Origin of the sequence: Rhizobium giardinii bv. giardinii H152, assembly GCF_000379605.1 — a bacterium.
In the GTDB taxonomy this organism is placed as follows: domain Bacteria; phylum Pseudomonadota; class Alphaproteobacteria; order Rhizobiales; family Rhizobiaceae; genus Pararhizobium; species Pararhizobium giardinii.
The window spans coordinates 1-20,471 of the sequence record NZ_KB902693.1 but is presented as its reverse complement, the minus strand read 5'-3'; the positions used below and the strand labels follow the sequence as shown (position 1 = coordinate 20,471).

The following is a 20,471-nucleotide window of genomic DNA, read 5'->3' as shown; positions in this document are numbered from 1 at the left end:
AAGATTGACATGTTAAGCTCCACGTCACAACTTTGGGGAGTAATCCTCACGCTCGCGAGTGAGGTTGATATTGTAGTAGGGGTCGTTTTTTATTATTTCCGGCCAGCGGTTTAAGACAATCTGCGCTTCCGCGCGATAGCGTTTCTGCTTTTCCGGGGTGGTGTCCAGACCCCGCGTGATGCTTTCCAGATGAAACAATTCGGCATAAGGTGTAAAGAGATTTCGATATCCGGCTGCGGTCAGCTTGATGCAAAAGTCGACGTCGTTGAAAGCGACCGCCAAGTGGTCCTCGTCTAGGCCTCCTACGTCAAGATATTTCCGTTTATCCACAACGAGGCAGGCTGCGGTCACTGCGGAAACGCCGTGTGGGGTGACGAGGCGGTGCATCTCCCCGGGATCGTCACGATCGCGAAATTTATGCGGATGCCCGGCCACGAGGCCGATGCCGCAGGCAATACCGGCATGCTGCACATGTCCCGATTTGTAGAGGAGCTTAGCGCCCACGGCCCCAATCTCCGGTCTAATAGCCTGCAGAACCATTTCCTTAAGCCAAGTCTTATGAATGGCCAGTACATCGTTATTGATCAGGCCGACGATATCGCCGCGCGCCGCGCGGATAGCTACGTTGTTAAGCTTGGAGAAGTTGAACGGACCAGGAACGGACAAGACAGCAACATTGCTGAGCCCCTTGAGTTCTTCGAAATAGCGGTGCGTCGCGGTTTCAACACTCTCATTGTCAACGACGATGATGTCGAAGCTTGGGTAGGACGTCATGGCCAGGACAGATTGGATGCACTTGCGCAACAAGGTGGCGTGGTCGCGCGTCGGTATTACCAACGTCACATGCGGCCATTCGGAGGGTTCGGGCCACATCAACCTGTTCAGACCGAACGCGCCCTCTGCCAGTGCAACTTCGCTGCCGGCTTGGCGCAGAACGTCGCCTATGATCTCGCGCCTTTGCTGACGCAGGCTCTGCGCCTGTCCGGCAGCGGATGGACCGCGGTGCGAAAGCGGGCGATGAGACAGAATGCTGGCTACGTGCTGGATGCGCTGTGCATCGAGTTGAAAAGCTGATCGCGCGATGAGCTCGAACCAGTCGGGACTTGATGTGCTACAGGAATCTAGGCTCGCCCTTAATCGGTCATGCCTGATAGCGACAAAACTGCCGATGTAGTCGCTCGAGGCCTGAAAATCGGGATCCCAATTTGGTTTAAAGAGCGGCAGGCAACGCATTTCGCCGGATATGTGGTCTTCGTCACCGTATATTAGCTCAGCCCCGGGGTTGGTTACGATTCTCTCGGCGAACATAAACAACGCTGATGGCGCTAGCCTAAGGCCCGCCACGACGGTTACAAAGAAGCCATCATTGGCTTCTTGGACGGCCGACAACAGATCTCCTGTCACGAGAATCCGATCGTCCCGAATACAAAGATCTTTCAACGCCAGCATTTTTCGGGGGGGAACCGGGCGACGGGAGATCAAATGCGCTTTCCAAGACGCGTAGAACTGCGTTGAAAGAGAAGCTAGGGTGTCACTGACATCGCTCATCTGATCAGGATCGCAAGCGATCAATAGCGTTAACATTGGCGGTTTCGGCCAGCGGGCCACCAGGCGTTGACGAACAGCAATTTGGTCGGAAGTAAAGGTATCGAAACGCTCGATCCAGCGCCGATAGGTATCAACCCCGGGATAGCGCAGCACTTGGCTCAACGTCGCCTCGATCGACTCCCGGTTTTTGAGCCGATGCCAGTTTTTAAGGGCGCCGCGCACGGCCGCTGGGTCAATCCGCCAAGCGGCACGCAGAGCGCGCGCGAGTCCGATTTGTCTCATCTTAAAAAAGGTCACCTTGAAGGCGCCACTAAACTGCACAGGATCGAGTCTCAGCCGGAAAACAGGACCTTTTAGTAGGCAAACAGCATGAAACCGGCCATTGCGGGGGGCTAATCTCCAAAAGGAAAACTGCTGCCACTGAAGCTGGTGTTCGACATAGAAAATCGGTTCCACGACGGGTGCATCGGAGTCGATGCCCAATTCAATTTCGACCCAACCGGACTCCGGACCTTTCCTGTCGAAAAGAATGTCAAATTGTGGGTTTTCGGTGGTTGCGACGAAAACATTGTCTTCGATCACCAGATTCGCTTTAGGAACAATTCGCGCATCAAGCAATTTACCGAAGGCCATCCTTCGAAGATCGGGATGTCCGGATTTTTCAACATGTGCCGCCTCTTCAAGCTGCTCGTTGAGCCTCGCAGTTTCAGCCTCAGCTTCGGCTTGGCGCTCCTTCAGCCGCTGCAACGCATCGCGATGTGGCCCGTCGTTACTCTTCAGCCGAAAACTTGCAGCTATGGGGCAGTTATCGGGATGAAGCGCAACCTGAAGCCCTCTGATTTCCTGGAGAACGTTCGTGGCCTGCGGCAGCTCAGCCAGCGCCTCAAATTCTGAAAGGGCTTCACTCAGTTTTCCCTGCTGTTTCAAAAGGTGGGCCAGATGCAGCCGTGCGTCAGCGTCCGTTCCGTCAACCTTCGTCGCGGTGCGATAGGCATATTCCGCATCGGTCAGCGCGCCCCCTTCCTTCAGCATGTGGGCAAGCTGCACCCAGCGTGGGCCAGACATCATCTCTGTTTCGACGCAGGTCGCATAAACCGCCGCGGCCGCGAGCCAACGGCCTTCTGCACGTAGCTTGTCGATATCATGGGCGATACTCACACGCCTTACCCTATCATTTGAATGGTCCGCTGCCTGCGCAAGTCGAAATGAGGTGCACGCCGAAACCCGCAAGCATTTTTTTGGGACGACAATGAAAACACCTCGTTGCCTTATCTTGTCAAACGGCAAAAACTTCAGCGCAATCGCCGTACCAAACTCGGATTAGAACGAAAAATAGCAGCAGGTGCTGCGGATGAAATTCACTGTGAAATTTGCCCTGTAGTCAGTCTCCCGCGGTTTTTAACGCTCGTTCAGAACGTGCTGCGCAGTTACGCAATTCCTGACTCCTCTCCGAATCCCCTCCAGACCCGATCGATACCAGAAACGTCAAATCTAGCAATGTTCATTCGTCATCTATGACCATCAGATCCGAATGCACGAACGAGCTCCTCCAACGAGGCGCTTACGACGTTGGAGAATACCCTGCCCTTCTGCCACATCGCGATATAGTGATAAAGTGTTGACGGCTCGAAGGATCTCGCTTCGACTTTGAATGACGAATATTCGCGCGTTACGATTTCATTGGTTATGGACCGCCGAAACGAATAAGGCCTCATGGCCGTTAGCATCATATTCAATCGCAATGTCGGGCTCGATCCCGCCGAACCTCAATGCGTTGATATCATTTGATGCGTCGCGAATTGCGGATCGATATCGATGATCGCTTCCCCGATCAGGTCTTGTGCCACAATATGGGAGCGTGCTGAAAAACGATGCTCCGGATGGAAGATGCACGCGCTTCTGGCTGTCGCGACGGGCGCCCAATCGAACAGGCCAGGATCCAGAGGCAGCCGTGATATGCCCAGGTCGGCCTGCCCGAATAGAATGTACTCCCTCACCTCTTCGTCGCTGCCTGAAAGTACTCGGATGCTTGAGGACGTCTTCGTCCGGATCGCCCCAACCACTTTGGGCAAGGTGATGAAGCCGAAGACTGCGGGTGCGGCGATTACGACCCGCGGCTTGTCTTGGTTCTTTATCTCAGAAACCGATGATCCGAGCCGATCCAACGATGTGAGGGCGGCATCGACATTCCGCAGAAGGTCCCAAGGCCGGTACATGGAGGTGAAGGCCTTTACCGCAGGCGTCGTCGCATTGTCTGTTGCCTTCGGCGGGTATGCGACCGAAGTGTTCCGCGGAGCGATCGCAGCTGTGCCAATTGGCCAAACCGAAGCTGCAAAGTCGCTTGGTTTGAAAGCCTGGCAAGGTTGGACGCTCGTGATCGTTCCGCAAATGCTACGGGTAGCATTTGCCAGCCTCCGGAAATCTTTGGATTTCGCTCTTCAAGGACACAGCATTGGTCTCGGTCGTCGGTCTGTCAGATGCGCGTCGCGTTCGTCGGTGCTGGATCGCGTCGGGCAACCAATAAGGGGAGATTTTTTCGACGCCGATTGACACATTGATCTCACGTTCGATGTCGAACAGCGCGTCGATGCGCCTGAAGATGTCCTGCGAGCCTTGGAAGGGGAGTGCAAGAAAATTGGCTACCCGCGAAATACACTGTCAATCTCACTGAACAGGGCGAATTCGGGCAAGATGATCGCCGCAAATTTTCTCCACCGCTCCGATCAGCAATTCAGCGCGCTCGATCAGCCAGTCCAGAGCCTCCATCGAAATCTCGAAGTGCGGCGAGTACCGCGCTTTGACATACGCCTCGTTGAGTACATTGAACCAGGCCACGTAGCGCTGCTGATTGCGCGGCCAGATATCGACGAGCGCGCCGGCCTGTTCCTCCGCAAGTCCGCGCAGAAACCGAATGTTATGAGATGGAGGACTGTAACTGGTAAGGACGAGTAACAGTGTCGAGTATGCCTGCTCAATTGACTGATGAAGCTCAAAGCTCGCATGCCGGTTTTTGCGCTTCCCTGCCAGGTATTTGCCGGTTTCGAGAAATGACGCCGCGCCGGGCAACCGGTCCTCGTAATACCCCGACGCCATCTGCCACGCCTCTTCGGCGCTGATGTGTCCCGGCACCGCTAAGGGTTCATCGTCAAGCTCGTAGAGCGCCAGACCATCGCGCCGAATGTCGACAAAAAAGTATCGCCCGCGCCGCAGTTCCGCATTCACCTCCCTCAGCGAATGGGTGATCAGGCTGACCGGCGTGCTGATCTCGGGCGTCCGCAGCAAACGCTCCGCCGCCTTGTGCCAATAAGTCGAAAAGTCGGCGAGCTTGCGATTGTTGACGATGACAAGAATGTCGAAATCCGACCGGTAGCCCTTCTTCGTGTGCGGCTCGTCGACGAACGAGCCCCGCGCATAGGAGCCGAACAGGATGATCTTCAGGACCCGCCCCCGCTTCTTGAACTCGGCCGAGGCCCCCTTCAGCGCATCCTCGAACTCTTCCAGGATGATATCAACTACGCGACGCAGCTCGCGCTGCTTGACCGGCGGCAAGTGATCGAGGCTTGTCTTCATCGGCAGCAAAATCCCTCCAGCTCTGATTCGATCCGCTATGCCGGCTTACGGCACAACAGACAGTGCCGGAAGGCGCTGCGCGTTTCAACGAAGGGTTTGCAAAGACGGTTTCATACAAGCTTTGCACGGACGCTGCTTAGGACCCGCGACAGAACCCCACAAAGACATCTGTATCGGAGATATCGATCATCGCGGTGGCGACGCGTCTGCACCTCAGTCCCCGGACCGGCCGAAGGAGCTCAGCAGAGTGGCGCTGGCGTGTTGGAAGCCGGGACCCACAACCTTGCGAAGGCGCTTTCCGCCTTATGCGCCAGACTCCTGCTTGCCCTAGCGGCATGCGGCCTGTAGAATCACGGCCGCGACACCTATTAGCCAGGGACGGCACGAGTTCCATATCGATGGAACGTTACGCATGCGGCAACGTCCGGCGACTATCACATTCCCTTCCTGCGCCGGACGCGGGAGGACTATCATGTCGCAAAATCCATTTCGATCCAAGAGACTGCAGCAGACAAACCGTGAGACCGCCCATGACGGCGGCCCGACTGACGACGTCATCATCGAGCACGCCTATACACTCTTTGGCAGTGAAGCGGCAACTGCAGTCGCCCTCTGCGGGCTCGACGCCTGGTTCGATGGCGAGGAAGAGCAGTTTCGACGCCTGGCGGGTATCTTCCGGCGACTCAAAAATTAGAGGGCTTCGGTGGCTTGATACCGGACGCCATGTGCAGCGCGTAGCCTCGTCCCCTTACCGTGCGGATGAGGTCGGGACCTAATGCATTGAGGGCGCGTCGGATATGGCCGATGTGGATGTCGACGGTGCGCGGCTCGACTTCGGAATGCTCGGGCCAGCAGTTGTCTATGAGATCCTCGCGTCGGCAAACGACTGTCGGTGCCTGCATCAGGTGACGCAGTAGGCGAAACTGCAAGGCTGTCAGGACCACTTCCTTTCCTGCCCGCTTCACTCTCATGGCTGAAAGGTTCATTTCGAGGTCGGAAAATCGAAGCACCGTTCCAGAAGCGCCGGCTAGGCCTGCGAGGTGCAGATTTCGGAGACGTCGCAGGAACTGCAACAGAACGGCAGGATTGAAGGGGCGTTCGAGGAGCAGATCGCATGCGGGGGCGCCAGTCTGCCCCTGAACCCGCCACAGTAGGATTACAGCGGCGGAAGGGGCAACGGACCTAAGCGTTGCAAGAAGACTTCCCTTGTCAAATGTCCCTTCTGACCAGTCCACGAGCGCAGCGGCCGCGGGCTCGGTTCGGCACAATCGAACAACGTCGGACGGCTGTGTCACGAGATGTGCAATAAAGCCTTCGTTCGCCAGCACATGGCGAAGCAGCAGAAAGAGCTGCGCATCCGCAACGCACACAAGCACCTTTGCCATAGCCAAGCTCCGGTTCTCAGAGGGGAGCGAACTCGCCTCCGTTCACATCGATAATGGCTCCGTTTATGAAACCTGCATCGCTCGACGCGAGAAATCCGATCATGCTTGCGACATCCATGGGCTCGCCCAGGCGGCCGACTGGAATTCGTTCCAGTGCCGCCCGGTTGACGGCGCTTTCGGGAGTGCCCGCCATTTCCGTCACGATGCGGCCGGGCGCGACTATATTGACGGTCACCCCGGTGCCGGCACAGGCTGCAAGAAGCGAACGGCACAAACCAGACAGCGCAGCCTTTGAGACGACATAGGCTGTTCCGGCAACTTTGGGGAGGGCCCGACCGGCAATCGACCCGATCAAGATGATACGGCCGAAGCGCTGGATGACCATCGCGGGAACAACGGCCTGGCAGCAGAGCATCGCACCAGTCAGGTTGACCGACAGAACCTTGTTCCACTCATCAAGGCTGAGGCGTGCAAACGGTGCTGCACCTTCTGGACCTTTTGGCGAAATCCCGGCATTGCAAACTAGCGTATCGGGCATACGCCAGCGATCCTGGACATCAGAGAAGAAGCCGGCAACCTGTTGCGGCGACGTGAGATCGACGCATCGAGCGAGAAACCACCCGTCGTCGAACTGCCGACGAATCATGGTTCTTGCCTGATCCACATGGGAGGCGCTTTGCCCAAAGAAACCTACTCTGAAACCTGCGTGAAGGAGATGGGTGACAGTGGCAAGCCCGATACCGGAACTGCCACCGGTCACCACCGCGACACGTTGCCAAGCATCCATGGCTAGGCCGCCTGATCCATTGCGGCAAAGAGCGAAAGCGGCGGATGGGCCTCCGGATCGGTCATAACCTCGATCAGGAACGGACCATCCGCCTCTATGCCCATTCGGATCAGGTTCGCCAGATCTGCCGGATCGTCGACGCGCGCAGACCGGCAACCGCAGGCCGCAGCAATCTGGGCATGATCGACCGGCGCAAAATGGCATGCTGACGTGTATCGACCGAACTTGACTGTCTCGGCGTCCCTTTGGAAGCCCAGGATACCGTTGTTCAACACGATCGTGGTCACCGGAATATTGAGACGCACCATTGTTTCGAGTTCGGCCCAGCTGTGGGCAAAGCCCCCATCGCCGACCACGGCCACCACGGGCGTCTCCGGTTGGGCGAGCTTTGCGCCCATCGCAAGCGGCAGCCCCCACCCGAGCCCGGCAAGCCCACGCGGCGTGATAAATCGTGTTCCCTCGCTTGTACCGCGCAACTGTCCGGTGACCCACATGGAAGAATAGCTCGCATCAGCGACGACAATCAGATCGTCATCTAGCCATGGCTGGAGTTCCCGCATAACCCTTTCTGGACGAATCGGCGAGCGGCCCGAAAGAGTAACGGCCCGACGCGCATCTTCGAATTCCGACCAACTGCGGACAATTCGCTCCTCGAGCCGCGGGCGAGCCAGATCCCGGAGGCTGAGGTCCTCTTTTTCAAGGGCGGCATTGAGTGCTTTCAGGGTTTCCCGTGCATCACCGGTCAACCGCAGCGCCTCGAAGTTGCGCCCGATTTCCATTGGATCGACGTCTATATGGATCACACGCGCCGTCCTCGGAATCTGTCGCCAGTTGTCGGTTCCGTTCTGGTTGGTGCGGGTGCCGACCAACACAATGAGATCCGCCTCCTCCAGGAATTGTCGCGTATGGACTCCAAGAGACCGAGGTCCCGTCAGTGAGCCAAGTACGCCGAGGGAAAGCGGATGGTGTTCGTTCACAACCCCCTTGCCCATATTGGTCGTGCAAACCGGTACGCTCGCTAACTCCTGCAATTGCGCAAGCTGTGTACAAGCATTTGCGCCATGCACGCCTCCGCCGGCGAGAACGACTGGCATAGTTGCAGCAGCAATCCATGCCGCAGCCTGACGAATTGTCTCGTCAGCCGGGCGGTAGCGATCCAGGGGATAGCGTCCAATACTGGTACGGCGATCAACGAGTGCAGGTTTCACCCGCGCGCGAAGGAGGTCTGCCGGGAGGAGGAGCGCCACCGGACCGGGCCGACCGGAGGTCGCAGCGGTGAATGCAGCATCGATGTAATCCTCGATACGCTCCTCGGTCTGGACGCGACGCACCCATTTCGTGCAGGATTGGAAGAGTGCGATGTGATCGAGTTCCTGAAAGGCGTTCTTGTCCGACTGGTCCCGTTCGACTTCCTGAACGATCGCCACTACGGGGATGCTCGCCTTCATCGCTTCGGCCAGAGGCGGCACCAGAAGGGTCGCAGCCGGCCCATTTTGAGCGGCAACCACGCCGACTTTCCCAGATATGCGGGCGTATCCATCGGCCATCGCTCCACCCATGTTCTCCTGTCGGTAGGCTATCTGACGGATCCCACGCGCCTCCGCGGCAAGAACGACCGCCGACGGCAGGCTTTGGGCGAACAGGTACTGGACATCGTGACGCACGAGGGCATTTGCGACACGATCGGCGACCGTCTCTTCCGTAGAAATGGCGTTCACTGCTGCGTCTCCTCATTCCAGGTGTCATGCGTTGTTAGAAACAATTCGAAAGCCGCTGAAACGCTATCGATATCCTCCTCGTTCATCGGCGTTGAAAGGCAGGCAGCCGCATCGGAAGGAAGCAGGATGCCGCCGTGCCGGAAGAACCGGCTCAGACTGCGCATGCGTGTTGCCTCCACCATCGTCATTCTCGCATCGCTGTAGGTGGTGGGTGCGACGCGCTTTGCGTGAATCCGAAAGAGGGATGCTGCTCCTGTAACGGAAAAGGGAGCGTCGTATTTTGCAGCAAGATCGGATAGCCGGCTGCGCAGCATGGTGCCCAGTCGCTCCAGCCGGGAGAAGTGGTCGAACGTCATGGCTTCCATTGCCACACGCCCGGCAACCATCGACACAGGATTGGCGGAAAATGTGCCACCTTGCGGAACAAGTGGGGCCTTGCCGTCCGAGCCGAACACGGACATGACGTCGGACCGACCTCCGACAGCACCGATCGGAAAGCCGCCACCGATGATCTTCCCGGCAGTCAAGAGGTCGGGTGCAAGCCCGTAGCGGGATGAGGCCCCGTTATAGCCTTGCCTAAGATTGAGCACCTCGTCGGCGATGATGAGGATGCCATGTTGCTGTGCAAGGGCATTGAGACGCTCGATGAACTGCGGAAGGGGTCTGAGCAGCCCTGCCCTGCTTGGCATGGGATCGATGAGGACCGCCGCCAAGCTGTTGGCGTGAAGCGACAGGCTTTCTTCCAGCCCGTCGACATCGTTGAAATCCAGGACGACGACGGCGTCGGCCGTCGTGCCGGGCGCTCCCGTATAGGCCGATCTCGCCATACGAAGGCCAGTCTTTGCGCTTTCAAAGGAGCCTGACTGCCCGGTTTCGGCCCAGTCATAGGCTCCGTGATAGGCACCCTCGAAGCGGGCAATAGCTGGGCGACCCGTATAGGCGCGAGCCGCCTTGATCGCGAACATGACAGCTTCCGTACCAGAATTGACGAACCGGACTTGTTCCATGGCGGGAATGCGCGAGACCAGGAGCTCAGCGAGCGCGATTTCGTGTCGCGTTGGATTTGAGAAGCACGTTCCCCGACGCAGGAGATCGGTGACGGCATCGATCATCGGCGCAAAGCCATGCCCATGGAGGAGGGTTGTGAAATTGTTGTTGAGATCGAGAAGGCGGTTGCCGTCGACGTCGATGACGTAGGCCCCCTCACCCTCTGATACATAGAGTGGGTGGGGATCGATATCGATCGTCGATCGGGTGATACCGCCCGGAAACACCACACGACCGCGGTGGTAAAGGTCGGCCGAGCGCGGACGAGCGTGTCCGACTGCACCGGCTGCTGTTGCTGTAGACATCTGGATTGCCTTCTGTTGCAGGGAAAATCACAAACTTTGCACAAGCTTGACTTTTTGTTGCAACAAAAATGACGAACGTCAAGACGGTATAACAAAAAACTTATGACCGAGACGTGCACTCCCGCACGGCAAGCCGCAACCGTCGATACCCGTCACGGATGTCATTTTCGAACGCCGCGCGTAGCGCACCGCCATCACCGTCGGCAAGCGCCTCCATCGCCATCTGATGGTTGCGCACCCCATGCTTCTCATCCGCAAATTCAGGATAGAGGCCATAGAAGGACGGGCCGACACGCCGCCATTGGGCGTCGATCAACGACACGAGGTGCGGCAAGCCAGACAGTCCGTACACCAAAAAATGGAACTCCTTGTTATACCATAGTGCCGTCTCGTAAGCTCTGTCTGCAAGAGCAGTGTTGATACACTTCTGAATTTCACCCAATTTTTCAATATGCTCAGGTTTGCAATGAGTGACCGCAAGCTGAGCAGCCAATCCCTCAAGCGCGATACGAATAAGTGTAATCTCCCGCAAATCGGCTTCCGTGAGGATGGGAACGATAACTGTTTTGGGGCCAGCATAAACGAGCACACTTTCCGCGGCGAGGCGATTTATCGCATCGCGCGCTGGCGTTGAACTGACACCCAGCACCTCGGCGACCGACCGCACTGTCAGCTTGTCTCCAGGTCGGTAGGCGCCCCTGCTCAACCGCTCCTTCAATTCCGCATAGGCTGCGTCCCCAAGGTTTGCGTTTTGCTTTTGACTTGCGTCCATCGATAGAGTTTCGTTCATATTTTCATCCTGCACGTGTTGACACTGCATTCTTTTGATGCAACAAAAAATGAAGTGTGAAGGTTTTGCAAAGTTTTGACGCATCAATATTACCGATTCGGGTGGGTAAAGTCACGCACGCCCCGATGGGCGGAGAAGGAGCATCTAGCAAAGGTGCAAAACGGAACTCCTACACAACAAGGAAAAAACGATTTGATCGGACAACGGATGACACTTCGCCACGTCGAGAAGACGTATGGCACGGTATGGGCAGTACGACAGACGGATCTTGAAGTCGGTGCAGGCGAGTTTGTTTCAATCGTCGGCCCCTCAGGGTCCGGGAAGACGACACTTCTCACCATGATTGCCGGGTTCGAGCCACCAACAGCCGGTTCGATCCGGGTCGGTGACCGGGACGTGACAATGCTGGCACCCAATCGGCGCAACATTGGCATGGTTTTCCAAAAGTATGCCCTGTTCCCGCACATGACCGTTCGGCAGAATATCGCGTTCCCCTTGAGAATGCGAGATCTGGCAAGGGGACAAAGCGCTGACAAGCGCATCGATGCCATGTTGGAGCTCGTGCAGCTTCACGGTTTGCAGCATCGCTACCCTCACCAACTCTCGGGCGGCCAGCAGCAACGGGTGGCAGTGGCGCGGACGCTTGTTTTTGATCCTCCCGTCATTCTCATGGATGAGCCGTTGGGCGCACTCGACAAAAAGCTACGGGAGGCGATGCAGTTCGAAATAAAGCGGATCCAGGAACGGATTGGCGCAACTGTCATCTATGTGACGCATGACCAGGAAGAGGCGCTCACGATGTCGGACCGCGTGGCGGTCATGCACAAGGGCCGAGTTGAACAGATCGGGACACCGAGCGACCTTTATTCCAATCCTGATAGCGCGTTCGTCGCCGATTTCGTGGGATCGATCAATTTCGTTCCCGGCATCGTCTGCGGCCAGGATCGGTCCCACACCGGGATAAAAGTCCGCAATACTGTTATTCAGGTCCCGAGGCCGACGGGACGTTCGACCTACCGGCAAAGGGAGGGAGCGGCTGTCAGAATCGCCGCGCGCCCCGAACATATCTCCATCGCACCCTATCAGGACCATGATGCGCAAAGTCTGTCGGGAACGATAGAGACAATAGTTTTTGCCGGAGCAACAAGAACCGCGCTCGTGCGTCTGCACGGCAGTCCAGACCTCGTGCTGCGCGCCGATGTGCCATCCAGCTTTCGCTCGCTGCCGCAGCGCGGTTCTCACGTCGCGCTTGTCCTTTGTTCCGAAGCGCTCAGGATCTTTGATGCGGAAAGGGTCGAGTGATGAACATCGTAGCATCCCATCGAAGGCAAGGCCCGCTGGCGGCGATCATTCGGCCCCGTCACGCCAGCCGCTATGCACCCCTCACATCGTGGCTCCTGGCCTTCCCGCTTGTTGCGACGTTCGCGACCGGATTCCTGTATCCTCTGTCAAAACTTGTAGCACTCAGTTTTGCGAATGGCGCCGAAAGCTATGTGCGGCTCTTAGAGGATTTTCTTTACGTGCGCGTGATGACGACGACCGTGGCGACTGCAGCAGCGGTCACGGTCTTTTGTATCCTGCTTGGATATCCGGTCGCTTTCGCCATGACCCGACTTCGAGGGAAAGCAGCGCTTATCACGGCCGCCTGCGTTTTCATACCCCTCTGGACGTCGGTTCTCATCAGATCGTATGCTTGGATCGTCCTCCTACAACGAAACGGCCTCGTCAACGATTTCCTGCAAAGTGCCGGGTTGTCGGATCAACCGTTAAAGCTACTCTACACGCTGGGCACCGTGGTCATGGGCATGACCCATATCCTCTTGCCTTTCGCCATTCTGCCGATTTACGCGACGCTCCGGACGCTTCCACCGGATTTTGCGCGCGCAGCCGCCAATCTTGGCGCGGGGCCTTTCCGGACTTTCTTTTCGATAACGCTGCCGCTCAGTCTGCCCGGCCTCTTTGCCGGCGCCATCCTCTGCTTCGTTCTTGCGCTTGGCTTTTACATTACCCCTGCGTTGATCGGCGGTCCGGGTTCAATGTTGATGGCGACGCTCATTGGTCAGCAGACAACCGTTCTTCTGGATTGGCCGTTTGCCGCGGCACTCTCGACAGTCCTTTTGGCCGTCGCTCTCCTCATCGTCTTCCTGTTCCGCAGGGCCCTCTCGCTCAGCAAAGGATTTCACAGTGTTCATTGACCAAAGCATCTTGCAGCACGAAACGGCGGTCGAGCCTATGATCCGACGCCAACCGCGACACGGCCCCGCCGCCCGAACTGCCCTCACTTTGCTGGGAGGGCTCGCCGTGACACTCATTCTCCTTTTTCTTATCTTGCCGACATTGATCATCATTCCGATGTCGCTCAGCACGACGTCACATCTCCAGTTCCCGCCTCAAGGCCTGACTTGGATGTGGTATGCAGCGTATTTCAGCGACCCTGACTGGATGGCAGCAACCTGGTTCAGTTTGCGCATCGCCATTGCGACTTCGTTGACGGCCACAACCGTCGGCACGCTGGCTGCTCTTGCCATCGTTCGAGGTGATGTACCGTTCAAGGGGATGCTGCACGCGCTCTCGATGGGGCCGCTGGTCGTTCCTCATATCGTGCTTGGCGTCGCACTCTATCTGGTCTTATCGCCCCTGCAACTGACAGGAACACTTGCGGGTTTTCTGATCGGACACACGGTTCTTGCGGTGCCCTTCGTGGTAATCACGGTGATGGCGGCACTTCAGCGGCTTGACCCGGCGCTCGATCTTGCGGCACTAAATTGCGGTGCCAACCGGGCGCAGGCCTTCATCCACGTTACCTTGCCGAACATCGCTCCGAGCTTGGCTTCGGGAGCCGTGTTCTCTTTTCTTGCTTCATTTGACGAGGCAACTGTCGCCTTTTTCATTTCTGACGTCGGAGGAAAATCCATCGGGCGCAAGATGTTCGAGGACATCGACTTCAATCTGACGCCGGTGATTGCGGCCGCGTCCACCGTGGTGGTCTTTGCCTCCCTTTTTCTCATCGGCTTCGCGCAGCTTCTGTTGAAAGCCGAAAGCCCTCAAATCCAAACAGGAGAGCACGACCAATGAGACCTCAACGGAAAAGCCATGCTCACAGCGTTGTCAGCCTCGTCATTGTCGCCACAGCACTTATGGCAAATCGTCCGGCAACTGCCGAAGATCGCGTAGTCATTGGTTCAACCGGTGGCGCCTATGATCGCGCTCTGAAGGAGGCCTGGTTCGATCCATTCACCAGGGCCACGGGCATAGAGGTCACCGTCGTTTCAGCGACGAACGCCGAAATGCGGGCCAAGGCTGCCGCGATGGTCAAATCAGGAAATGTTACCTGGGACGTCTATCTCGATGGAGAAATCCAGGCAGCATCCGATGCACATCGCGAGGTCACTGAAGACCTGACGACCTTTTGCGCTCGCTTTTCCACCAAAGTGGACCTCGCAAGCAACGCATGCGAGGCCGGAGGTGCGCTGTTGCAATCGACGGCAACGTTACTCGTCTACAGGACGAGTGATCGACCGGAACCCGAGACCTGGGCAGATATGTGGAATCCCGGGAAGTATCCCGGCGGCAGAGCGTTTCCAAATTTCGACGATCCTTGGCGCGTGCTTGCGGCAGCACTTCTGGCCGACGGGGTCAAGAAAGACGAGCTTTTCCCGCTGGACGTGGATCGGGCGTTCCGCAAGCTCGACGAAATCCGCAACGACGTGACGCTGTGGTGGAGAACTGGCGATCAAAGCGTGCAGGGCTTCCGCGACGGCGAGTACGACGTGGGCCAAATCTGGCTGACGCGGGCAAAAGCCATGAGGAATGATGGTTTGCCAATCGGCTGGTCTTACAAAGCCTCGTTCCTCGTCGGTGACAGGATTGCATTGATCAAGGGCGCACCGCATCGGGAGAATGCCCTGAAGCTCATTGCATTCTGGCTCGACAATCCGGCCGTCCAAGCCAACGCCTGCGACATCCTCTCCTGTACGCCCCCGAGCACAGAGGCGATCTCCCTGATGTCGGAAGCGTCGCGCAAAACCATGCCAACGACGGCAGAAATCAAGGACAGTGTGATCGTTCCCGACGCGGCCTGGATCAATGCCAATGCCGCCATGCTGCTGCAGCGATGGAATGACTGGGTGCGGTAAGATCATCACTACCACTACGGTTCATTCGGCCAACGGATCACTCGCCCCAATGGCGATCAATCGGTTGGTCCCTCAAACAGTCTAAGAGGCTTGACCATGCCATGACCGATCTCGTGATGATTCATTCCAGGGATCCAGACTTCTACATGCTGATGAGTTACATCCTGGCGACCGCGGGTTTTCGGGCGTCTCTTGCCGTCGATTTCGACTTCGTCGCAAGCTCGGACATATCGGTTGTTATCGCTGTGCTCGTCGACACCGGTGACGACATCGATGATGCGACGACGTTCTGCAGTGACCTGAAGACAAGTCCTTTGACGGCGCATTTACCGATCCTTGCGCTCATCCGCGCTCACAACGAGCAGGGCTATCTCGCCCTTTTGAAGGCCGGGATTGATGAGGGTTTCGTCCGACCGGTCTCACCCGAACGTATCCTCTCCTACTTGCGCGCCTTCTCCAGGGCAGCGACAAACATCGAGGAGCTTAGAACGTCGCCATCCCCAAGCCTTCCTTTTGGCGATCTCCAAATCGATGAAAAGACGCGCCTTGTCACCTGCAACGAAGGCAGCGCACAGCTGAGCCCCATCGAGTTCCGGCTGCTGAAGCGGCTTCTAGAGACACCGGGGCGCGTGCTTTCACGCAGCGATCTCATCGAAACGGCCTGGCCGCCAAACCATTATGTCAACGCCCGCACCGTGGATGTTCACATTGCAAATCTTCGTCGAGCACTCGACCGGATCTTAGGAAGAACGATCATTCGTACCATCCGCTCGAATGGCTATGTCGTAGATATCACCGATAGCGACCACTGACCGCTCCCAATTTTTGCAAATCTTGACGTTTCTTTCACGGAAGCTTCGTTGTCATTCCGCGAATGCCATGGCTTGCTTCGCGCTTAGGTAGCGAAGGAGGTCGCCGTGAGTGATACATTTCAACAATCAACGGGCAGGAACGCACAGGCCCGCTTTCGCAACACCGCAGCAATGATCAGTGCTGCTGCTCCGAATTTCGAGGCCGCTCACTACCAGGGCATCATGGCGCTCTATGCCATGCCGCTTGCGGACCGTACCGTTCAGTTGGCACATGGCGGACCTAAAGTTGTCGATTTCGTGCGGTGCTCTTACCTTGGCCTCGATAATCACCCTGACATCGCAGCGGGCGCCGCACGGGCGGTCAATGAAGCAGGCTCGCTGCATTGGTCATGTGCGCGAACCCGTCTCAACTTCGGCATCCTCGGCGAACTCGAGGAGAACCTTTCAGACCTGTTTCACGCACGGGTAGTGACATTTACAACGGTTCTTGCGGCCAATATGAGCGCCCTGCCGTTGCTCGCCTCCGGTCACCTGACAGCAGGGCAAAAGCCACTCATTGTCTTTGACCGTCTCGCCCACGCGACGCTTGCGCACCACAAGGCGACAGTTTCGGGCGAAACGAGCGTGGAAACGATCCGGCACAATGATTTGACGACGCTCGAGGCTTTGTGCCGCACCCATAAGACGGTCGCGTATGTCTGCGATGGCGTCTATTCGATGGGAGGAAGTGCACCTCTCGCCGAACTTCGTGTCCTTCAGGAGAAATACGGTCTCTTTCTTTATATCGATGATGCCCACGGAATTTCCATCGTTGGGGAGAACGGTTCTGGCTTCGCCCGCGCCACCTTTAAGGAGCTTGGCGAGCGGACGATCGTCGCCGCGTCGCTTGGCAAGGGTTTTGGCGCTTCGGGTGGCATGCTGATGCTCGGCACGGCTGCGCAGGAGTTGCTGTTCAGACGATTTGCGATTGCCCACGCATTCTCGGCATCCTTGAACACGGCGGCGATTGGCGCGGCGGAGGCATCGGCAAGAATTCATCGAACGGAAGAGCTCGTCAAAAGACAGGAGACGCTCAGGCAGAATCTAGCACTCCTTGACCAGTTGATACCGACACGGGACATGGCAAGCGACCTGCCTATCCGAACGATCCGACTGGGAGACGAACTGCTTTCCGTCGCTGCAGCAAGGCAACTCCTCCAGCTTGGATTCTATACATCAGCAATTTTCTTTCCCACGATTTCTCGCGGCGAAGCGGGATTGCGCATCTGCCTAACTTCCTCGCATACCCAGTCCCAGATCCGAGACATCTGCGCTGCGATCGATGCGATCAGAGCGGAGATTCGCCAGGCCGAGGCATGAACGAAGCGCAGCGCGCCCATAGAGGTGGAAATGTATGAATGCTATTCGCAAACTTCTGTTCGCGTGCCAAATTTAAGTGCGTTGCGCGAGAGGCTCGACATCCTGGGGGTCGTGCTGCGGTTTTCGACGACGCATCGCGGTCGCGAGACTTCGCTGAAATTCGACGGGGGTCAGGCAATTCTCAAATCTTCCGACAAGGACTTGTTTCTTTGGGTGGCAGCAGAAAACATCCTCCTCCTGTTCGGCATACAAGCTGTCCTTGAGGCGAATATCCTGGAGATCTCGATCGATCTGTCGTGCGCTGCCCCGCCGGCAATCTTTTGGTCCTCTGCCGAAGCGACGCCATTTTCCTGACGTTAGAAAGATTCACACCACGCATCCGGATCGACGGAAGAGTTCGGGATGTCAGCGGTCGGATGCGGTGTTTCCGAGAAAAGGGGCTATAGCGCATAAAGGATTCGCAAAAGTGAAGGGGCACGATCTCATAGTGATCGACCGAAAGTCGCCATTGGACGCCAACGGCGGCCGTTGTCGAGAATCTTAGAGCCGCTGTGTATTCGCATCAAACTGTCTGGCTTGCCCCCAGCTTGATCAGGCACTCTGCGTGGCCTGCGCGATCGCGCCATGCTCTTGCTCGGTTTTGCCTGTGGCCTGCGCCTCCCCCAAAGTCACCGGTCTCGACCACGCGATCCGAAGAAGGAGGGGCGTGGCTGGATCGAGGTGAGCGTCCGGTGAGCGGATTTTGCTGAACGAGCCAGTTAGGCGATGTTCTGGCATTAGAACCAGCATTAGTGCTGACACTAATATCAGATCTGAGAGGTTGGCATGGCTCGCATGGAGATCATTTCCGGCGTTGAGCGTAGGCGGCGGTGGTCGAAGGAAGCGAGGCTGGCGATATTGGCTGAAGCCGATCAACCGGGCGTTCGCATTGGTGATGTCGCTCGTCGCCATGACATTTATCCTGCGCAGATCCGTTTATGGCGGNTTTTGCTTCGCTAGGATAAGCCGGAAAACGCGATTTTGCTCACGCAAAACGCTGGTAATAGTGGCGATTTTGCTCACGCAAAACGCTGGTAAGAGTGGCGATTTTGCTCACGCAAAACGCTGGACATTCGGCAAAGCCGAATGCGGACGCGACAATCCTAACGGATTGCGCTGGTAATACCGACATTCGGCTAAAGCCGAATGCGGAGATAACGCGGGGTGGAGCAGCCCGGTAGCTCGTCAGGCTCATAACCTGAAGGCCGCAGGTTCAAATCCTGCCCCCGCAACCAAAATCCCCAAAAATACCCGACCCTTGTGCCCCCACGCACAAGGGTTTTTCTGTTTCTCGGCTTAGAATTTACAGGCGTGCCCTTCCGCCCCTTATGCGTGAGCGTCCGGTGAGCGGATTTTGCTGAACGAGCCAGTTAGGCGATGTTCTGGCATTAGAACCAGCATTAGTGCTGACACTAATATTAGATCTGAGAGGTTGGCATGGCTCGCATGGAGATCATTTCCGGCGTTGAGCGTAGGCGGCGGTGGTCGAAGGAAGCGAAGCTGATGAGGTGGAACGGCCCTTCTCAAACGGCATCAAGTGCCTAACGTGGTCGTGTTGAAACGCCACAAAGAAGAAGGACCGCTCCATGAAGAAGATTACCACAGTCGGGCTCGATCTGGCCAAATCCGTATTTCAGGTTCATGGCATAGCCGAAGAAGGAGACGTGATCTTACGTCGCGCACTGCGTCGATCGCAGGTGCTGGACTTCTTTCGCACATTGCAGCCTTGCCTCGTAGGGATGGAAGCCTGTGGCAGCGCGCATTACTGGGCTCGGGAAATTCAGGCCCTGGGGCATACAGTCCGGATGATGCCACCCGCATACGTGAAGGCCTACGTCAAACGCAACAAAACTGACGCCGCAGATGCCGAAGCTATTTGCGAGGCAGTCACCCGGCCGACCATGCGCTACGTGCCGGCAAAAACGCAGGACGAACAGGCTGCCGGAATGGTGCTCAAAACACGAGATTTGCTCATCCGTCAGCGCACTCAAGCAATCAATGCCTTGAGAGCTCATCTTGCCGAACTGGGCATTGTCAGGGCGACCGGTCTGGTCGGAATCATCAGCCTTGCTGCCATAGTGCGCGACGACAGTGACCTGAGATTGCCGGGTGCAGCGCGAATGGCTTTGGAAGAGCTCGTCGAGCAAATCGAGGCCGTGACGGGACGCATTGAAAGGCTCGATCGGAAAATCCTTGAAGCGGTGAGGAAAGACGACAGCGCTCGGCGCCTGACAGCGATTCCCGGCGTCGGACCGATCATCGCCGCGACCGTTCGAGCAGTTGTACCAGATCCCGCTGGCTTCCGAACCGGTCGAGATTTTGCTGCCTGGATTGGGTTGACCCCACGCGCGCATTCCAGCGGAGGAAGGGAACGGATAGGATCGATCTCAAAGCGCGGAAACCAGCAACTGCGAACGCTGCTTGTGTCTGGTGCGACGTCGATCCTCAAACTCGCTCGTCGTGGCCTCCAGCCATCACAATGGATAGCGGCCATGATGTTGCGCCGCCCGTTCAAGGTTATCGCTGTCGCACTCGCAAACAAGATCGCGCGCATCATCTGGGCTCTTCTCGTTCGAGGCGATAGCTATCGGGGAGCGAAGATGATCGTCCAGGCTTAGATACACGAGCTTTCCGGCCGACCAGTCGGAGAGGCAGGCAAGGTGCCAATTGTGATGACCCAACGGGACGACATCCCGAAGCAAATCAGACCGCAATATCGCAAGCGCGTTACAGCGCGAGAAGCTGATTAGGCGATTTGCTCCGCGGATCTCATCGTGGCCATGGCTGAAAGGCCAGAAAACAGGCCGGACATATGACCGCACCGTCCTAAATTGGGAAAATACATGAGGAAATATCTTGCCAAGCGGGCCGTTCCACATATGGCGATATTGGCTGAAGCCGATCAACCGGGCGTTCGCATTGGTGATGTCGCTCGTCGCCATGACATTTATCCTGCGCAGATCCGTTTATGGCGG

Annotated in this window: 19 protein-coding genes, 1 tRNA gene and 1 pseudogene; 13 read left to right on the top strand and 8 right to left on the bottom strand. The window is 57.1% G+C overall.

The window, feature by feature from the left end; translation table 11 throughout:
• Positions 1-24 precede the first annotated feature (24 nt).
• Together A3AY_RS37165 and A3AY_RS41565 are read right to left on the bottom strand one after the other, a co-directional pair.
• Complete coding sequence (locus tag A3AY_RS37165) at positions 25-2,706, bottom strand: glycosyltransferase (RefSeq protein WP_018328202.1); 2,682 nt, start codon at positions 2,704-2,706, stop codon at positions 25-27.
• 608 nt (positions 2,707-3,314) lie between these two features.
• The gene (locus A3AY_RS41565; protein ID WP_420830343.1) at positions 3,315-3,764 is read right to left on the bottom strand and encodes a LysR substrate-binding domain-containing protein; all 450 of its coding nucleotides are present in this window, start codon (positions 3,762-3,764) and stop codon (positions 3,315-3,317) included.
• On the opposite strand from A3AY_RS41565, the pseudogene A3AY_RS41560 reads away from it, so the two are divergent.
• Positions 3,754-4,064 (top strand): annotated as a pseudogene (locus tag A3AY_RS41560) (ABC transporter permease subunit); the annotation flags it as partial. The gene A3AY_RS41565 and the pseudogene A3AY_RS41560 sit on opposite strands and share 11 nt — an antisense overlap.
• A 148-nt stretch (positions 4,065-4,212) precedes the next feature.
• On the opposite strand, the gene A3AY_RS0123840 reads toward A3AY_RS41560, so the two are convergent.
• The gene (locus tag A3AY_RS0123840) at positions 4,213-5,118 is read right to left on the bottom strand and encodes a nucleotidyltransferase and HEPN domain-containing protein (protein WP_026203768.1); all 906 of its coding nucleotides are present in this window, start codon (positions 5,116-5,118) and stop codon (positions 4,213-4,215) included.
• Between the two features lie 472 nt (positions 5,119-5,590).
• Here A3AY_RS0123840 and A3AY_RS0123835 point away from each other — a divergent pair, with 472 nt between their 5' ends.
• Positions 5,591-5,812, top strand: coding sequence for a hypothetical protein (locus tag A3AY_RS0123835; RefSeq protein ID WP_018328199.1), 222 nt, complete (start codon positions 5,591-5,593; stop codon positions 5,810-5,812).
• Here the strand turns inward: A3AY_RS0123835 and A3AY_RS0123830 are convergent.
• The 5 genes from A3AY_RS0123830 to A3AY_RS0123810 all read right to left on the bottom strand — a co-directional run bounded on the left by A3AY_RS0123830 (position 5,802) and on the right by A3AY_RS0123810 (position 11,150).
• On the bottom strand, positions 5,802-6,503 hold the full coding sequence (locus A3AY_RS0123830; RefSeq protein WP_018328198.1) for a winged helix-turn-helix transcriptional regulator: 702 nt from the start codon (positions 6,501-6,503) through the stop codon (positions 5,802-5,804). The genes A3AY_RS0123835 and A3AY_RS0123830 overlap by 11 nt on opposite strands.
• A 16-nt stretch (positions 6,504-6,519) precedes the next feature.
• On the bottom strand, positions 6,520-7,290 hold the full coding sequence (fabG, locus tag A3AY_RS0123825; RefSeq protein WP_026203766.1) for a 3-oxoacyl-ACP reductase FabG: 771 nt from the start codon (positions 7,288-7,290) through the stop codon (positions 6,520-6,522).
• A 2-nt stretch (positions 7,291-7,292) separates the two neighbouring features.
• A complete protein-coding gene (locus tag A3AY_RS0123820; protein ID WP_018328196.1) occupies positions 7,293-9,008 on the bottom strand; it encodes an acetolactate synthase catalytic subunit in 1,716 nt (571 codons plus the stop codon).
• A complete protein-coding gene (locus A3AY_RS0123815) occupies positions 9,005-10,360 on the bottom strand; it encodes an aspartate aminotransferase family protein (RefSeq protein ID WP_018328195.1) in 1,356 nt (451 codons plus the stop codon). Before A3AY_RS0123815 ends, A3AY_RS0123820 begins: the two co-directional genes overlap by 4 nt.
• Before the next feature lie 100 nt (positions 10,361-10,460).
• Entirely contained in the window at positions 10,461-11,150 is a 690-nt protein-coding gene (locus A3AY_RS0123810) for a GntR family transcriptional regulator (protein WP_018328194.1), read from the bottom strand.
• A gap of 207 nt (positions 11,151-11,357) precedes the next feature.
• Here A3AY_RS0123810 and A3AY_RS0123805 point away from each other — a divergent pair, with 207 nt between their 5' ends.
• The 11 genes from A3AY_RS0123805 to A3AY_RS41550 form a co-directional block, all read left to right on the top strand.
• Positions 11,358-12,452, top strand: a complete 1,095-nt coding sequence (locus A3AY_RS0123805; protein WP_018328193.1) for an ABC transporter ATP-binding protein — start codon at positions 11,358-11,360, stop codon at positions 12,450-12,452.
• Complete coding sequence (locus A3AY_RS0123800) at positions 12,452-13,345, top strand: ABC transporter permease (RefSeq protein WP_018328192.1); 894 nt, start codon at positions 12,452-12,454, stop codon at positions 13,343-13,345. Before A3AY_RS0123805 ends, A3AY_RS0123800 begins: the two co-directional genes overlap by 1 nt.
• A gap of 106 nt (positions 13,346-13,451) precedes the next feature.
• Positions 13,452-14,225: an ABC transporter permease gene (locus tag A3AY_RS0123795; protein WP_018328191.1), complete on the top strand. Its 774-nt coding sequence runs from the start codon at positions 13,452-13,454 to the stop codon at positions 14,223-14,225.
• A gap of 62 nt (positions 14,226-14,287) precedes the next feature.
• Positions 14,288-15,286 (top strand): ABC transporter substrate-binding protein, encoded by a 999-nt coding sequence (locus tag A3AY_RS0123790; RefSeq protein ID WP_234913228.1) that lies wholly within the window; start codon positions 14,288-14,290, stop codon positions 15,284-15,286.
• A 101-nt stretch (positions 15,287-15,387) separates the two neighbouring features.
• Positions 15,388-16,098, top strand: coding sequence for a winged helix-turn-helix transcriptional regulator (locus A3AY_RS0123785; RefSeq protein WP_018328189.1), 711 nt, complete (start codon positions 15,388-15,390; stop codon positions 16,096-16,098).
• 105 nt (positions 16,099-16,203) lie between these two features.
• Positions 16,204-17,457 carry an aminotransferase class I/II-fold pyridoxal phosphate-dependent enzyme gene (locus tag A3AY_RS0123780; RefSeq protein ID WP_026203763.1) on the top strand — a complete coding sequence of 418 codons (1,254 nt, stop codon included), beginning with the start codon at positions 16,204-16,206 and terminating at the stop codon, positions 17,455-17,457.
• 24 nt (positions 17,458-17,481) lie between these two features.
• A complete protein-coding gene (locus A3AY_RS0123775; protein ID WP_154663326.1) occupies positions 17,482-17,811 on the top strand; it encodes a hypothetical protein in 330 nt (109 codons plus the stop codon).
• Between the two features lie 471 nt (positions 17,812-18,282).
• Complete coding sequence (locus tag A3AY_RS41555; RefSeq protein WP_083926027.1) at positions 18,283-18,456, top strand: transposase; 174 nt, start codon at positions 18,283-18,285, stop codon at positions 18,454-18,456.
• Positions 18,457-18,654: 198 nt separating this feature from the next.
• Positions 18,655-18,731, top strand: a tRNA-Met gene (locus A3AY_RS0123765).
• Between the two features lie 351 nt (positions 18,732-19,082).
• Positions 19,083-20,114 carry an IS110 family RNA-guided transposase gene (locus A3AY_RS0123760; RefSeq protein ID WP_018328185.1) on the top strand — a complete coding sequence of 344 codons (1,032 nt, stop codon included), beginning with the start codon at positions 19,083-19,085 and terminating at the stop codon, positions 20,112-20,114.
• A 225-nt stretch (positions 20,115-20,339) separates the two neighbouring features.
• Positions 20,340-20,471: transposase (locus tag A3AY_RS41550; protein ID WP_154663325.1), on the top strand; the 132-nt coding region annotated here is incomplete at its 3' end.

Bases quoted from the DNA above. Each gene is read 5' to 3' on its own strand.
- A3AY_RS41565 (WP_420830343.1), bottom strand. From the start codon at position 3,764: ATGTACCGGCCTTGGGACCTTCTGCGGAATGTCGATGCCGCCCTCACA.
- A3AY_RS0123840 (WP_026203768.1), bottom strand. From the start codon at position 5,118: ATGAAGACAAGCCTCGATCACTTGCCGCCGGTCAAGCAGCGCGAGCTG.
- A3AY_RS0123835 (WP_018328199.1), top strand. From the start codon at position 5,591: ATGTCGCAAAATCCATTTCGATCCAAGAGACTGCAGCAGACAAACCGT.
- A3AY_RS0123830 (WP_018328198.1), bottom strand. From the start codon at position 6,503: ATGGCAAAGGTGCTTGTGTGCGTTGCGGATGCGCAGCTCTTTCTGCTG.
- fabG (WP_026203766.1), bottom strand. From the start codon at position 7,290: ATGGATGCTTGGCAACGTGTCGCGGTGGTGACCGGTGGCAGTTCCGGT.
- A3AY_RS0123815 (WP_018328195.1), bottom strand. From the start codon at position 10,360: ATGTCTACAGCAACAGCAGCCGGTGCAGTCGGACACGCTCGTCCGCGC.
- A3AY_RS0123810 (WP_018328194.1), bottom strand. From the start codon at position 11,150: ATGAACGAAACTCTATCGATGGACGCAAGTCAAAAGCAAAACGCAAAC.
- A3AY_RS0123805 (WP_018328193.1), top strand. From the start codon at position 11,358: ATGACACTTCGCCACGTCGAGAAGACGTATGGCACGGTATGGGCAGTA.
- A3AY_RS0123800 (WP_018328192.1), top strand. From the start codon at position 12,452: ATGAACATCGTAGCATCCCATCGAAGGCAAGGCCCGCTGGCGGCGATC.
- A3AY_RS0123790 (WP_234913228.1), top strand. From the start codon at position 14,288: ATGGCAAATCGTCCGGCAACTGCCGAAGATCGCGTAGTCATTGGTTCA.
- A3AY_RS0123785 (WP_018328189.1), top strand. From the start codon at position 15,388: ATGACCGATCTCGTGATGATTCATTCCAGGGATCCAGACTTCTACATG.
- A3AY_RS0123760 (WP_018328185.1), top strand. From the start codon at position 19,083: ATGAAGAAGATTACCACAGTCGGGCTCGATCTGGCCAAATCCGTATTT.